General features: G+C 63.9%; 14 protein-coding genes. 11 read left to right on the top strand and 3 right to left on the bottom strand.

The window, feature by feature from the left end; translation table 11 throughout:
• The first annotated feature begins 23 nt into the window (after nt 1-23).
• Entirely contained in the window at nt 24-1439 is a 1416-nt protein-coding gene (locus tag DH08_RS31000) for an aldehyde dehydrogenase family protein (protein ID WP_192183032.1), read from the top strand.
• 207 nt (nt 1440-1646) lie between these two features.
• Nucleotides 1647-3233: a gamma-glutamyltransferase gene (gene ggt / locus DH08_RS30995; RefSeq protein ID WP_192183031.1), complete on the top strand. Its 1587-nt coding sequence runs from the start codon at nt 1647-1649 to the stop codon at nt 3231-3233.
• Between the two features lie 85 nt (nt 3234-3318).
• On the opposite strand, the gene DH08_RS30990 is transcribed toward ggt, so the two are convergent.
• A complete protein-coding gene (locus DH08_RS30990; RefSeq protein WP_192183030.1) occupies nt 3319-4011 on the bottom strand; it encodes a FadR/GntR family transcriptional regulator in 693 nt (230 codons plus the stop codon).
• A 189-nt stretch (nt 4012-4200) separates the two neighbouring features.
• Here DH08_RS30990 and DH08_RS30985 point away from each other — a divergent pair, with 189 nt between their 5' ends.
• The 8 genes from DH08_RS30985 (at nt 4201) to DH08_RS30950 (ending at nt 11306) form a co-directional block, all read left to right on the top strand.
• Nucleotides 4201-5196 carry an ABC transporter substrate-binding protein gene (locus DH08_RS30985; RefSeq protein WP_192183029.1) on the top strand — a complete coding sequence of 332 codons (996 nt, stop codon included), beginning with the start codon at nt 4201-4203 and terminating at the stop codon, nt 5194-5196.
• Between the two features lie 9 nt (nt 5197-5205).
• On the top strand, nt 5206-6033 hold the full coding sequence (locus tag DH08_RS30980; RefSeq protein WP_120014188.1) for an ABC transporter permease: 828 nt from the start codon (nt 5206-5208) through the stop codon (nt 6031-6033).
• A gap of 1 nt (nt 6034) precedes the next feature.
• Entirely contained in the window at nt 6035-6838 is an 804-nt protein-coding gene (locus DH08_RS30975; RefSeq protein ID WP_040584280.1) for an ABC transporter ATP-binding protein, read from the top strand.
• A 9-nt stretch (nt 6839-6847) separates the two neighbouring features.
• On the top strand, nt 6848-7600 hold the full coding sequence (locus DH08_RS30970; protein ID WP_006206628.1) for an ABC transporter permease: 753 nt from the start codon (nt 6848-6850) through the stop codon (nt 7598-7600).
• Complete coding sequence (locus tag DH08_RS30965) at nt 7600-8298, top strand: fumarylacetoacetate hydrolase family protein (protein WP_192183028.1); 699 nt, start codon at nt 7600-7602, stop codon at nt 8296-8298. Before DH08_RS30970 ends, DH08_RS30965 begins: the two co-directional genes overlap by 1 nt.
• Entirely contained in the window at nt 8291-9811 is a 1521-nt protein-coding gene (locus DH08_RS30960) for an acyl--CoA ligase (protein WP_192183027.1), read from the top strand. Before DH08_RS30965 ends, DH08_RS30960 begins: the two co-directional genes overlap by 8 nt.
• Nucleotides 9811-10794: a 2-dehydropantoate 2-reductase gene (locus DH08_RS30955; RefSeq protein ID WP_192183026.1), complete on the top strand. Its 984-nt coding sequence runs from the start codon at nt 9811-9813 to the stop codon at nt 10792-10794. Before DH08_RS30960 ends, DH08_RS30955 begins: the two co-directional genes overlap by 1 nt.
• Before the next feature lie 158 nt (nt 10795-10952).
• Entirely contained in the window at nt 10953-11306 is a 354-nt protein-coding gene (locus tag DH08_RS30950) for a nuclear transport factor 2 family protein (RefSeq protein ID WP_192183025.1), read from the top strand.
• Nucleotides 11307-11396: 90 nt separating this feature from the next.
• On the opposite strand, the gene DH08_RS30945 is transcribed toward DH08_RS30950, so the two are convergent.
• Together DH08_RS30945 and DH08_RS30940 are read right to left on the bottom strand one after the other, a co-directional pair.
• On the bottom strand, nt 11397-11876 hold the full coding sequence (locus DH08_RS30945) for an SRPBCC family protein (RefSeq protein ID WP_192183024.1): 480 nt from the start codon (nt 11874-11876) through the stop codon (nt 11397-11399).
• Nucleotides 11873-12226 (bottom strand): ArsR/SmtB family transcription factor, encoded by a 354-nt coding sequence (locus tag DH08_RS30940; protein WP_192183023.1) that lies wholly within the window; start codon nt 12224-12226, stop codon nt 11873-11875. Before DH08_RS30940 ends, DH08_RS30945 begins: the two co-directional genes overlap by 4 nt.
• A 174-nt stretch (nt 12227-12400) precedes the next feature.
• On the opposite strand from DH08_RS30940, the gene DH08_RS30935 reads away from it, so the two are divergent.
• Entirely contained in the window at nt 12401-12748 is a 348-nt protein-coding gene (locus DH08_RS30935; RefSeq protein WP_246801109.1) for an ArsC family reductase, read from the top strand.
• The last annotated feature ends 113 nt before the right edge of the window (nt 12749-12861 follow it).

Here is a 12861-nt window from a genome sequence, read left to right as displayed (position 1 = left end):
CCAGAAAAACCGGAGCACTGCCTGTGAGCAATCATCTGAATTTCTTCATCGACGGCAAATGGGTGGCGCCCGTGGTGCCGGCAACGCTGGACGTGATCGACCCCTCCACCGAAGAGGCCTACACCAAGATATCCGTTGGCTCGAAGGCCGATGTCGACAACGCGGTGGCCGCTTTCCCGTCTTTCTCGCAGACCAGCAAGGCCGAGCGCCTGACGCTCCTGAAGCGTATCCTCGAAGTCTACAACAAGCGCTACGAGGACATCGCCCAGGCCGTCAGCCAGGAGATGGGTGCGCCGATCACCTGGGCGCGCGAGGCGCAGGCCTGGGCCGGCAGGGCGCATATGGAAGCCACCATCAAGGCGCTGGAGGACTATGATTTCAGCGAGAAGCGCGGCGGCACCATGGTGGTCAAGGAGCCGATCGGCGTCTGCGCGCTGATCACGCCCTGGAACTGGCCGCTCAACCAGATCGTCTGCAAGGTGGCGCCGGCCATCGCTGCCGGCTGCACCGTGGTGCTGAAGCCGTCCGAGATCGCACCGATCAGCGGCATCGTCTTCTCGGAAGTGATGGAGGCCGCAGGCACGCCGAAGGGCGTCTACAACATGGTCAACGGCACCGGTCCGGACGTCGGCCAGATCATGGCCGGTCATCCCGATGTCGACATGGTCTCGTTTACGGGCTCGACCCGCGCGGGCATCATCGTCGCCAAGACGGCGGCCGAGACAGTCAAGCGCGTGGCGCAGGAGCTTGGCGGCAAGTCGGCCAACATCGTGCTGCCGGACGCCGACTTCGAGGCCGCCGTGCGCCAGGGCGTCAACGCCTGTTTCGGCAACAGCGGCCAGTCCTGCGATGCGCCGACGCGCATGCTGGTGCCGGCCGGCCGCCATGACGAGGCGCTGGCCATCGCCAAGCAGGCCGCCGAAGCGCACAAGGTCGGCGATCCGCGCTCGGAAGAGACCAAGCTCGGACCGGTGGTCTCCAACATCCAGTTCGACAAGATCCAGCGGCTGATCGAGGCTGGCATCAAGGAAGGCGCGACGCTCGTCACCGGCGGTCCCGGTCGGCCCGAGCACCTCAACCGCGGCTACTATGTGCGCCCGACCGTATTCGGCCACGTCACGCCGGGCATGACCGTCGAGAAGGAAGAGATTTTTGGGCCGGTGCTGTCGGTCATTTCCTACAATGACGAGGACGAGGCGGTGAAGATCGCCAACGACACGGTCTACGGTCTCGCCGCCTATGTGCAGTCGCAGGACATCGATCGCGCCCGCAAGGTGGCTGCCCGCCTGCGCGCCGGCCAGGTGTCGATCAACTATCCGGAGTGGGACACGTTCGCGCCCTTCGGCGGCTACAAGCAGTCCGGCAACGGCCGTGAGTATGCGGACTGGGCCATCCACGACTTCCTCGAGGTCAAGGGCATCATCGGCTACGGCGCCTGATCATCTCGACAGGCTTTCCCGGCGCTGTGACGCGCCGGGAAACTTCCCTGAACGGCGCCCTCCAATACAGCGCCTCGGCACGCCAGGCCGCGCGGCTTGAATTCGTCGTTGCCGCTGCCATCGCTTGCCCTATCGTACATCCTGCCGCCTCCCGCGCCCTTCCTGGTCGCGGACGATGCCGTGATCCAAAAGGATACCCAGAACAGCATGCGTGATTTCCAGTTTCCAGGCCGCTCGCCGGTCCGCGCTACCGAAGCGATGGCCGCAACCTCGCATCCGCTCTCGACACTAGCCGCCATCGACATGCTGCGCTCCGGCGGCAACGCCATGGACGCCGCCGTCTGCGCCGCCGCCGTCCAGGCGGTGGTCGAGCCGCAATCGACCGGCATTGGCGGCGATTGTTTTGTCCTCTACTGCCCGAAAGGGCAGGGCGAGGTGCTGGCCTTCAACGGTTCGGGTCGCGCGCCCGCCGCCGCGACCGTCGACTGGTATCTGGAGAACGGCTTTAGCGAGCTTCCCAAGCAAGGTCCGCACGCGGTAACCGTGCCGGGCGCCGTCGACGCCTGGTGCCGGCTGTTGGCCGATCATGGCCGCAAGGGCATCGCCGACGCTCTCGCGCCTGCCATCCACTATGCCGAGAACGGCTATGTCGTGCACGACCGCGTCGCCTTCGACTGGGAAGATCCGGAAACCGATCTGTCGCTCGATGAGGCGGCGGCGCGCATCTTCCTGCCCGGTGGCAAGCCGCCGAAAGCCGGCGATGTTCACCGCCAGCCGGAATTGGCCGCGACGCTGCGCATCATCGCTAAAAGCGGCCGCGCCGGTTTCTATGAAGGCGCGGTGGCGGAAGACATTGTCGGCCGGCTGCGCCAACTGGGCGGCCTGCATACTCTGGATGATTTCGCCGCGACAAGGGGCGACTACAAGACACCGGTCGGCACCTCCTATGGCGGCTACGGCATTCATCAGATGCCACCGAACAACCAGGGGCTGACGGCGCTGCTGATGCTGAATGTGCTCTCCGGCTTCGAACTCGGCGCGCTCGACCCCAATGGCGCGGAGCGACTGCATCTGGAGATAGAGGCCGGGCGCCTGGCTTACCGTGACCGCGACACACTCATCGGCGATCAGGACCATGTCGCGGTGCCGGTGAAGGAGCTTCTGTCCGGCGCCTATGCCGACAGGCTGCGCGCCGCGATCGACCGCGAGCACGCGATGACGCATCTGCCACGTTTGGAACTGCCGGGCAGCGACACGGTCTACATCTCCATCGTCGACCGCGACTTGAATGCCGTGAGCTTCATCAACTCGACCTACTATTCCTTCGGCAGTGGGGTTGTCGGTCCGAGGACCGGCGTCATGCTGCAGAACCGTGGCTCCAGCTTTCGGCTCAATCCGAAGCACCCCAATTGCATCGCACCCGGCAAGCGGCCGATGCACACGATCATGCCCGGCATGGTGACCAAGAATGGCCGCGCGGTGATGCCGTTTGGCGTCATGGGCGGCGGCTACCAGCCCTTCGGCCATGTCCACCTGCTCACCAACATGATCGACTTCGGCATGGACCCGCAGCAGGCGCTGGACGCGCCGCGCGTCTTCTACAACAACGACGTCGTCGAGGCGGAGCGAAGCGTTCCGGCCGACGTGATTGAGGGCTTGCGCCGGCGCGGCCATCAGGTGATCGAGCCCGATCACCCTCTGGGCGGCGGGCAGGCGGTGCTGATCGACTGGGCGAAGGGAACGCTGACCGGCGCGTCCGACCCGCGCAAGGATGGACTGGCGCTCGGCTATTGAGGTCATACGATTCTGGCGCCCGATAGGATCACGCTCACCCCATGACGGGCTGAGCCGACTGATCGTCGAAACGGCAGCGCAGGTACTATTCAGCCGCCTCATGTGCCGGAATCAAACGCCGACCAACCTGCACCAGATGCAGGCGCATCGCGGCCGCGGCGCCCGCAAGATCGCGGTCGGCAATCGCCTCCACGATCTTCTCGTGGTCGGCGAAACTGTGATGGTCGGCCGGGGGGCGCGTGCCATCGGCACGCAGACGGCCCCAGACCACGGTACGCCGCACCGCGTTCAGCACGTCGAACAGGCCGAGCAGCACGTTGTTGCTGCTCGCCTCAGCGATCTGGCGGTGGAGCAGATTGTCGATGTTTTCATACTGCCGCCACGTCGCCGCTTCGCGGGTCTGGGCGAGGGATTTCCGCATCGCGGCTATATCGTCAAGCGTGGCGTGCAGGGCTGCCTCGCGCGCGATTTCCGGCTCGATGATAAGGCGCGCACGCATCACATCGGCGGGGTTGGTGCGCCCGGCGATTTCCGAAATGCCGATCGTCTCTTCGATCGGGCCGCTTCCGACGAAGGTGCCCTTGCCGACGTGACGCCAGATGCGGCCGTCCTTCTCAAGCACCGCCAGAGCCTTGCGCAAATCGCCCCGCGAAACGCCGAGACTTTCGCAAAGCTCCCGTTCGGCCGGCAGCCGCGTCTCGCCGGAAAGGTCCATCTGCGCCAGATAGGCCTGAAGCTGTACCAGCGCTGCGTGACCGCCGTCTCCGACAATGTCCATTGGTTTAACCAATTCGCCGATTGATTCCTATCCTTGGTGATAAATCGATAGCGTGAGGCCGTCAATATCCGAACTGCGAACCGCGGATCGTGTGCTAACTCGGTCGAATGCGAATTATTGCTTGACCAATCTGACCAAAATCCTTAACCATTTGCAATATTGGTTACAAGAAAAACGGGAGGAATCAACATGACCAAGCTGTCCAGACGTGCCGTCCTTGCAACCGCGCTCGTCGCGGCGATCGGCAGTGCAATGTCGATCGAGGCTGCCAGCGCCGGCGATATGCGGATCGCGTTCGGGGATTTGCCGGGAATCGAATCCATCCAGACGCTCACCGCCATCGAACGCGCGAAGGAACGCGGAGTAAACGTCGAACTGATCGTGCTCAACGATGAAGACCTGGCCGCCCAGGCCATCGTCGGCAACCAGGCAGATGTCGGCATCGGTGCACCCTACACGCTGATCCAGAAGGCGGGCGTGCCTATTCGCCTGTTCGCGCAGATTTCGACGCTGCGCTTTTTCCCGGTGGTCAACGGTGAGTTCTACAAGGAGTGGAAGGATCTGGACGGACAGGACGTGGCGGTGCAGGCGCGCGGCTCCGGCACCGAGGCCGTCATGCTGCTGATGGCCAAGACCCACGGCATCAAGCTCGGCACTGTCAGCTACGTCCCCGGCTCCGAGGTCCGGCGCAATGCGCTTATCCAGGGCACCCTGAAAGCCTCGATCGTCGACGCGGCCAATCGGCGCGCGCTCGAGGCGGAAGCGCCCGGCAAGTTCATCGTGCTGCCGGTCGATGACCTCAGCGCCACCGACGAAGGTCTGTTCGCCACCGCCGACTATCTGAAGAACAATGCCGCCGATGTCGATATCCTCGTCGAGGAATTGATGAAGACGGGGCGCGAGATCACCGAGAACCCCGCCGTCGCAGTCGAGTTTCGCAACAAGTACAAGCTGCTGCCCGACCTTGGCGCCGACGCCGACGCGGAAATTTCCGAGTACTACAAGGAATCGGCCACCGCCGGCAGCCTGGTGCTGAACGGCGGCGGAGCGGAGGCCGCAGCCGACGATTTTGGGTTCTTCAGCCTTGCCGGCCAGATCGAAGGCGATCCGGCCTCCCTCAAGGTCGAGGATTTCTGGGATGTCGCAGCTATCGACCGCGCCGTCGCCAAACTCGGCAAGAAATAGGTCTGGCGGATGGCGACCGGCATCAGGACGGAGAGCGAGGCCGTCGGCCTCGCGACCCGTTCGACACGCGGCGAAGTGGGTGGATGGCGGGACCAGCCAGTTCTCTTGAGGCTGGTCTCGATCGCCCTTTTTGCGGGCATCTGGGAAATCGCCGGCCGCATACCGGTGAGCTTTGCGTTTCCAACCTTCTCGGCCACTTTCACCGCATTCATCGGGCTGATCGCCGACGGCAGCCTGCCGTTGGCGTATGTCTCGACGCTGCAACCCTTGCTGCTCGGTATAGTGCTGTCGGCTTTCCTCGGCGTCGGCCTCGGAACGCTGTGCGGCCTGTGGCGGACCGGTGAATGGCTGCTGATCCCGGTGTTTATCGTGCTCCAGGCCGCACCCGTCGCCGCCTTCATCCCGATGGTGACTTTCGTCTACGGCATCGGCATGACCGCCAAGACGCTTGCTGTGATGATACTGGCTTTGCCGGTCATCGTGCTCAACACTTACAAGGCGGTGCGAAACGTCAACGAGTCGCTCGTCGTCATGTGCCGCTCGTTCCTCGGAACGCGCTGGCAAGTGGTCACACAGATCGTCCTTCCTGACGCCAGCCCGGTCATTTTCGCGGGTCTGCGCTTGGGTGTGGCGGCGGGCTTCGTCGGCGTCGTGCTGGCCGAACTGCTGATCACGCCGACCGGAATCGGCGACCTGATCACCTTTCACCGTTCGCGCGCCGACTATGCCGAAATGTATGCAACGATTGCCTCGATTATCGCGCTTTCGACCCTGACGCTGATTGTGCTGCAGTGGATCGAGGTCCGTGTTTTCAGGCCCGAGACAAGAGGAGCCTGAGATGCGCGCTGCTGTGCTGCGAAAGGAACCGTCATCAATGCCCGCACCAATCGATCCGATCGTCGAGGTGAGGGGAATCTCCAAGAGCTACGGGAGCACCGAAGCTTTGCGCGGCATAGACCTCGACTTTCCGCGTGGCAAGCTGACCAGCCTGCTCGGCCCGAGCGGCTGCGGAAAGACGACGCTTCTCAAGATCATCGCCGGGCTGATCAAGGCCAACGCCGGCTCGATCGCGGTCGACGGCAAGGTGGTCACCGCGCCGGGCCCCGAGCGTGCCTTCGTGTTCCAGGATTTTGCGCTGATGCCGTGGGCAACCGCGCTCCGCAACGTCGCCTTCGGGCTCGAACTGCGCGGCAAGGCAAGAGCCGAGCGCGAGGAGATCGCCCGCCACTACATTGCCGAGGTCGGGCTCGCCGGGTTCGAGGATAAATATCCACACCAGCTTTCGGGCGGCATGCGCCAGCGCGTCGGTCTGGCGCGCGCCTTGTCGGTCGATGCTGACGTGCTGCTTCTCGACGAACCGTTCTCGGCTGTTGACGAGCAGAACCGGCGGAAATTTCAGGAAGACCTGATCAGGTTGCGCAGCAACCAGAACAAGACCTTCATCTTCGTCACGCACTCGATCGAGGAGGCGGTTTATATATCCGATCGCATAGTGCTGCTGTCGCCCCGGCCGGGCAGGGTTTCGCAGATCATCGAACCCGAGATCGACCGCTCCGGCGACCCGGATCTCATCCACCGCGACAAGCACTATCTCGATACGGTCCAGGAAATCTGGCAGGGGTTGAAGCAATATGCCGAATGAGGCCCTGAGATGACCCTTTTCGGCTACCGCGTCCCGATGATGGCATCGCTGCTTGTCTGGTGCGTGCTGTGGGAGATCGTCGGCAGGCTCGACCTGGTCTTCCTGCTGCCGCCACTCAGCGAGGTGCTGAGCGCGGCTGTGGGTCTGGTGCAGACTCCGTCCTGGCAGAGCGCGACGGTCACGACGCTGCGCGCGTTTTTCACCGGAATGGTCCTGTCGATCGTGATCGGTGTGCCGCTCGGCATTCTCATGGGCCGCGTGAAGATCGCCGACGACCTGCTCGGCATGTGGGTCAACATCTTTTCCAGCGCCCCGCTCTCGGCCCTGGTGCCGGTGCTGATGATCCTGTTCGGCTTCGGCGAAAGGACGATCGTCGCGGCGGTGTTCCTGTTTGCGATCTGGATCATCGTCCTTGATACCCGCGCCGGCGTACGGCACATCTCGCCGTCTCTCATCGAGATGGCGCGATCCTATGGCGCCTCGCGACGGGCGCTGTACCTGAAAATCATCCTCTGGGCGGCGCTGCCGGAAATCCTCGCCGGCATAAGGCTCGGCCTCATCCGCGGCGTGAAGGGCGTTGTGATCGGCCAGCTGCTGGTCGCCATCGTCGGCTATGGCGCACTCTTCGAGACCTTCTCGCGGAATTTCCGCATGGCCGAGTTCTGGGCCCTCACCATCATCCTTTTCGCCTTCGCCCTCCTGATCGCCGAACTGATCGAGCGGGCCGAAGCCAAAGTCGAATACTACGCAGGAGCAAGATAATGAACATTCACGGCGCAGACTACGCAATCGAACCGACCACGATTCCGGCCATCCCGGTCGCTCGGTCGGACAAGCTGTTTCCGGTGCATCGGGTCTATTGCGTCGGCCGCAACTATGCGGCGCACGCCGTCGAAATGGGCCACGATCCGAACAAGGAGCCGCCTTTCTTCTTCCAGAAGAACCCCGACAACCTCAACATATCCGGAGAATTTCCCTATCCGCCGGCTTCCAGCGACGTCCACTATGAGATCGAGATGGTGGTGGCGTTGAAAAGCGGCGGCAAGGACATTCCGGTGGACAAAGCGCTCGACTGCGTTTTCGGCTACGGCGTCGGCCTCGACATGACGCGGCGCGACCTGCAGGCCGTGGCCAAGGATCTCGGTCGGCCCTGGGAGGTCGGCAAGGCCTTCGAGGCGTCGGCGCCATGCACCCCGCTGGTTCCTGCAAGCGCGATCGGCCATCCCGCCCAAGGTGCGATCTGGCTGGACCTGAACGGGCAGCGCAAGCAGACGGGCGATCTCAACCAGATGATCTGGAAGGTGCCTGAAATGATCAGTTACCTGTCTGGCCTGTTTACGCTCATGCCCGGAGACATTATCCTTTCGGGGACGCCGTCCGGCGTCGGCGCCGTCCAGCGCGGCGACATTCTCACCGGCCATATCGACAGTGTTGGCGACATCGAGGTCAGCGTTGTCTGAAACGAATTCGATCATCGCACGGATCGCCGCAGGTACAGACGGCGCGCCGGCGATTTCAGCACCCGATCGGACAACCCTCACGCATGGCGGGTTGCGCCGCCTGATCCGCGAGACGGCGGCGCGGCTTAATGCGCTCGGCCTCGGCCGTGGCGATCGCGTCGCCATCGTGCTGCCCAACGGACCGGAGATGGCGACGGCCTTTGTCGCGGTGGCGGCCGCGGCTTCGACGGCGCCGCTCAATCCCGCCTACCGGGCCGACGAGCTCGATTTCTATCTCTCCGACATCGGCGCCAAGGCAATCCTCGCCGCCAAGGACGATAGCGGTCCGGCCGTCGCCGTCGCCGAGCGCCTCGGTATCCGCGTGCTGCGGCTCGTTGCGTTGCCTGATGCGCCGGCCGGAAGCTTCAGCATCGAGGGCGAACCGGTCGGTCCGTCTGTTTTGTCCGGGCTGGCGCAGGATGGCGATATCGCGCTGCTGCTGCACACGTCGGGCACCACCTCACGCCCCAAGCTGGTGCCGCTCAGCCATGCCAACCTCGCCGCCTCGGCTGCCCATATCGGCGCGACGCTCGGCCTGACCGCCGGCGACCGCTGCCTCAACATCATGCCGCTGTTCCACATCCACGGGCTGATCGCCGCGGTGCTGTCCTCGCTCGCCGCTGGCGGCAGCGTCTTCTGCACGCCGGGCTTCAACGCACTGCGTTTCTTCCATTGGCTCGGCGAAGCAAAGCCGAGCTGGTACACGGCAGTACCCACCATGCATCAGGCGATCCTGCCGCGCGCCGCGCGCAATGCTGAACCACTGGCTGCAGCACCGCTCCGCTTCATCCGCTCGTCTTCGGCCTCGCTGCCGGCACAGGTGATGGCCGAGCTCGAAGCGACCTTCTCCTGCCCGGTGATCGAATCCTACGGCATGACCGAGGCCGCGCACCAAATGGCGTCGAACCGGCTACCGCCTGGCCAACGCAAGCCTGGCAGCGTCGGCGCCGCCGCCGGACCGGACGTTGCGGTCATGGCTCCCGACGGGCGTTTGCTCGAAACCGGCGAGACCGGTGAGATCGTCATTCGCGGCCCCAATGTCACGGCCGGCTATGAGAAGAACCCGGACGCCAATGCCAGCGCCTTCGCCCATGGCTGGTTCCACACCGGTGACCAGGGCGTGCTCGACGAGGACGGCTATCTGCGCGTTACCGGACGGCTGAAGGAGATCATCAACCGCGGCGGCGAAAAAATCTCGCCGCTCGAGGTCGACGGCGTGCTGATGGATCATCCGGCGGTGGCGCAGGTCGTCACCTTCGCCATGCCGCATGACAAGCTCGGCGAAGAGGTCGCCGCCGCCGTCGTGCTGCGCGAAGGGTTGAGCGCCAGCGAAGCCGACATCCGCTCCTTTGCCGCGACGCGGCTCGCCGATTTCAAGGTGCCGCGCAAGGTCCTCATCCTCGACGAGATCCCCAAGGGCGCGACCGGCAAGTTGCAGCGCATCGGCCTTGCCGCCAAGCTCGGTCTCGGCTGATGCGCGTTACCGTTTTCGGCGCCGGCGCCATCGGCGGCTACCTCGCCGCCAAGCTTGCCATCGCCGGCAAGGTCGATCTGTCGATCGTGGCGCGCGGTGCGCATCTCGATGCAATCAAGGCAAGTGGACTCCGCCTGATTGAGGACGGCCATGAATCCGTTGCTCCGGTCAGGGCCGCCGCGCGCGCCGAAGAACTCGGCGTCCAGGATTATGTCGTGCTGGCGCTGAAGGCGCATTCGGTCGGCCCGGCGCTCGATCAGATCGCGCCGCTGCTTGGGCCGGACACCGCCGTCGTCACCATGCAGAACGGCGTGCCCTGGTGGTATTTCTACAAGGCCGGCGGTGCGCTCGAAGGCACCCGCATTCAGGCCGTCGATCCCGGCGGCACGATCTGGCAGCGTCTCGGGCCGGAGCGCGTCATCGGCTCGGTCGTCTATCCCGCCGCCGAGGTCGATGCGCCCGGCGTGATCCGCCATGTCGAGGGCGCGCGCTTCTCGCTCGGCGAGCCATCAGGCGAGAAGAGCGGGCGTGTCACGCGGCTCGCCAGGGAATTGGTCGCGGCGGGCTTGCAGGCGCCGGTGCGCGACGACATCCGCAACGAGATCTGGGTCAAGCTCTGGGGCAATCTCTCCTTCAATCCGATCTCGGCGCTGACCGGCAGCACGCTGGCATCCATCGTCGCCGACGAGGCGACGCGCGCGCTGGCCCGCGCCATGATGCTGCAAGCGCAGGCGATCGGCGAAAGCCTCGGCGTGCGCTTCCCCGTCGCGGTCGACCGGCGCATCAAGGGCGCCGGCGATGTCGGCGAGCACAAGACCTCGATGCTTCAGGATCTGGAGCGCGGCCGTCCGATGGAGATCGACGCGCTGGTCACGGCGGTGCAGGAACTGGGCCGGCTGACCGGCCAACCAACGCCCACCATTGACAGCGTACTGGCACTGGTTCGCCGCCTCGCCATCGAACGCGGCTGCTATCAGGCATAGGGAGCGGGTTGCTCCAACCCGGATCGCAAGCATTGAGCATCACAAATCGCTCAGACATTGCTTCCATCCTGACATGAGTTGTCAGCTACCGAACGGGCCGACGGTGGCAGGCCAGCAAGCGGTTCCCTATCTGGATTGCGTCTGGACAGGAGGAACACATGACCACTGCGGAAATTGCCAAGGATTTCACAGAGCTTCTCAAGCAGGGCAACAACGAAGCTGCTGCCGAGAAATACAATGCCGACAACATCGCCAGCTACGAAGCCATGGACGGACCGATGGCCGTCTGCGAAGGCAAGGACACCGTCAAGCAGAAGGGCCAGTGGTGGCAAGAGAACAACGAAGTCCATGGCGGCTCGGTCGAGGGCCCTTATGTCAACGGCGACCAGTTCGCGGTCCGCTTCAAGTTTGACATAACGCCCAAGGCGACCGGTGAGCGCGTCACCATGGATGAGGTTGGCCTGTACACGGTCAAGAACGGCAAAATCACCGAAGAGCGCTTCTACTATTGAGGCCGGAAACACCACCGGCTTGCTGGTGGCTGCCGCTTCGTTGCATGACATAGGCGGCCAGGACGGTGCCCTGGCCGCCATATGTCAATCTCAGATCGTCTTCACATGGTCCGCAAGCTGGTCGAGCACCGTTCCCCAGCCATCGTAAAAACCCATCTCTTCATGGTTCTTGCGCGTCGCCTCGTCGCGGTGGATGGCGGTCGCGGTGTAGCGTGTCGCCTTGCCTTCCGGCTGAAACGATATCACCGCGGTGATGAAAGGCTCGCCCGACGGTCGGAAACCGGGCAGCAGCGCGTCAGTCCAAACGAGCCGCTCGTTCGGCACGATCTCGAGATAGCAGCAATGGCGGTCGTTGACTTGCTTGCCATCCGGCGACTGCATGCGCGTCCGGAACAACCCGCCGGGCCGAAGGTCGATCTCGCAGTCCGTGATGATCCATGGCTTCGGCGTGAACCATTGCTTGACGTGCTCCGGCGTCGTCCAGGCCCGCCACAACAATTCGCGCGGCGCATCGACGACGCGCTCCAGCATGAGGTCCAGTCTGGGGTCTGGCTTGAACGGATAGCTCATTTTTCTGTCTCCTTCAGCGTCATCACATAGGCGTCGAACTGGTCGAGACGGCGCTCCCAAAGAGCGCGCTGCTCGGATAGCCAGTTTTCGGCCAGCTTCAGCGGTTCGGGCGAAAGCCGGTAGGTCCGGACGCGGCCGGCCTTTTCCGAGCGCACCAGCCCGCAGCCTTCCAACACCTTGAGGTGCTCGATGAAGGAGGGCAGCGCCATGTCGAAGGGCTCGGCAAGCTCGCTGACCGAAGCCGGGCTCCGGTTCAGCCGCTCCACCACAAGGCGCCGCGTCGGATCGGCAAGGGCGCGGAAAATGCCGTCGATCGGTGGCGGACTGGGAGTTGCCGTCTGCAGGCTCATACCTCTTCCTTCTTGCGGATCGCGCACCACTGCGGGCGCTTCGCATATTACTTAGGAAAATTCCTTAGTATTGGCAAGACCGAAACTCGAAAATGCTGACAAGGCCATTGGCAAAGCAGGCAGGGCGGGCCTAGCTTGCCGCCAGATTCGAAAACCCATCTGTCCGAGGTTGTCTTGACGATCACCATGTACGGCATCACCACCTGCGACACGATCAAGAAGGCGCGCGTCTGGCTGGAGGGGCGCGACGTTCCCTACCGCTTCCATGACTATCGGGCCGAAGGGCTGGAGGCGGACAGGCTGAACGGATGGGTCGGCAAGGTCGGCTGGGAAAAGCTGCTCAACAAGGGCAGTACGACGTTTCGCGAACTACCGGACAAGGAGAAAGACGCGCTCGACGAGAAGAAGGCCAAGGCGCTGATGCTGGCGAAGCCGACGATGATCAAGCGGCCGGTGCTGGAGGTCGGCGATCGCATCCTGGTCGGCTTCAAGCCGGAGGCGTATGAGGACGCGGTGAAGTAGGAAGCGGGACAGCGAGGCTGCCGATCTCCCCCCTTGCGGGGGAGACGGCCGGCAGGCCAGAGCGACTGTCTTGGAAGTCAAGCGTTCTGCCATGGTTTTTGGTCCCGGATGAT

Source organism: Mesorhizobium amorphae (assembly GCF_014843845.1).
GTDB lineage: Bacteria > Pseudomonadota > Alphaproteobacteria > Rhizobiales > Rhizobiaceae > Mesorhizobium > Mesorhizobium amorphae_A.
Note: the sequence above shows the minus strand (reverse complement) of the source record. Positions and strands in the feature narration are given on the sequence as shown.

What these genes read in the sequence shown, in the direction of transcription:
- ggt (WP_192183031.1), top strand. Translation starts at nt 1,647, where the DNA reads ATGCGTGATTTCCAGTTTCCAGGCCGCTCGCCGGTCCGCGCTACCGAA.
- DH08_RS30990 (WP_192183030.1), bottom strand. Translation starts at nt 4,011, where the DNA reads ATGGACATTGTCGGAGACGGCGGTCACGCAGCGCTGGTACAGCTTCAG.
- DH08_RS30985 (WP_192183029.1), top strand. Translation starts at nt 4,201, where the DNA reads ATGACCAAGCTGTCCAGACGTGCCGTCCTTGCAACCGCGCTCGTCGCG.
- DH08_RS30980 (WP_120014188.1), top strand. Translation starts at nt 5,206, where the DNA reads ATGGCGACCGGCATCAGGACGGAGAGCGAGGCCGTCGGCCTCGCGACC.
- DH08_RS30975 (WP_040584280.1), top strand. Translation starts at nt 6,035, where the DNA reads ATGCGCGCTGCTGTGCTGCGAAAGGAACCGTCATCAATGCCCGCACCA.
- DH08_RS30970 (WP_006206628.1), top strand. Translation starts at nt 6,848, where the DNA reads ATGACCCTTTTCGGCTACCGCGTCCCGATGATGGCATCGCTGCTTGTC.
- DH08_RS30965 (WP_192183028.1), top strand. Translation starts at nt 7,600, where the DNA reads ATGAACATTCACGGCGCAGACTACGCAATCGAACCGACCACGATTCCG.
- DH08_RS30955 (WP_192183026.1), top strand. Translation starts at nt 9,811, where the DNA reads ATGCGCGTTACCGTTTTCGGCGCCGGCGCCATCGGCGGCTACCTCGCC.
- DH08_RS30950 (WP_192183025.1), top strand. Translation starts at nt 10,953, where the DNA reads ATGACCACTGCGGAAATTGCCAAGGATTTCACAGAGCTTCTCAAGCAG.
- DH08_RS30945 (WP_192183024.1), bottom strand. Translation starts at nt 11,876, where the DNA reads ATGAGCTATCCGTTCAAGCCAGACCCCAGACTGGACCTCATGCTGGAG.
- DH08_RS30940 (WP_192183023.1), bottom strand. Translation starts at nt 12,226, where the DNA reads ATGAGCCTGCAGACGGCAACTCCCAGTCCGCCACCGATCGACGGCATT.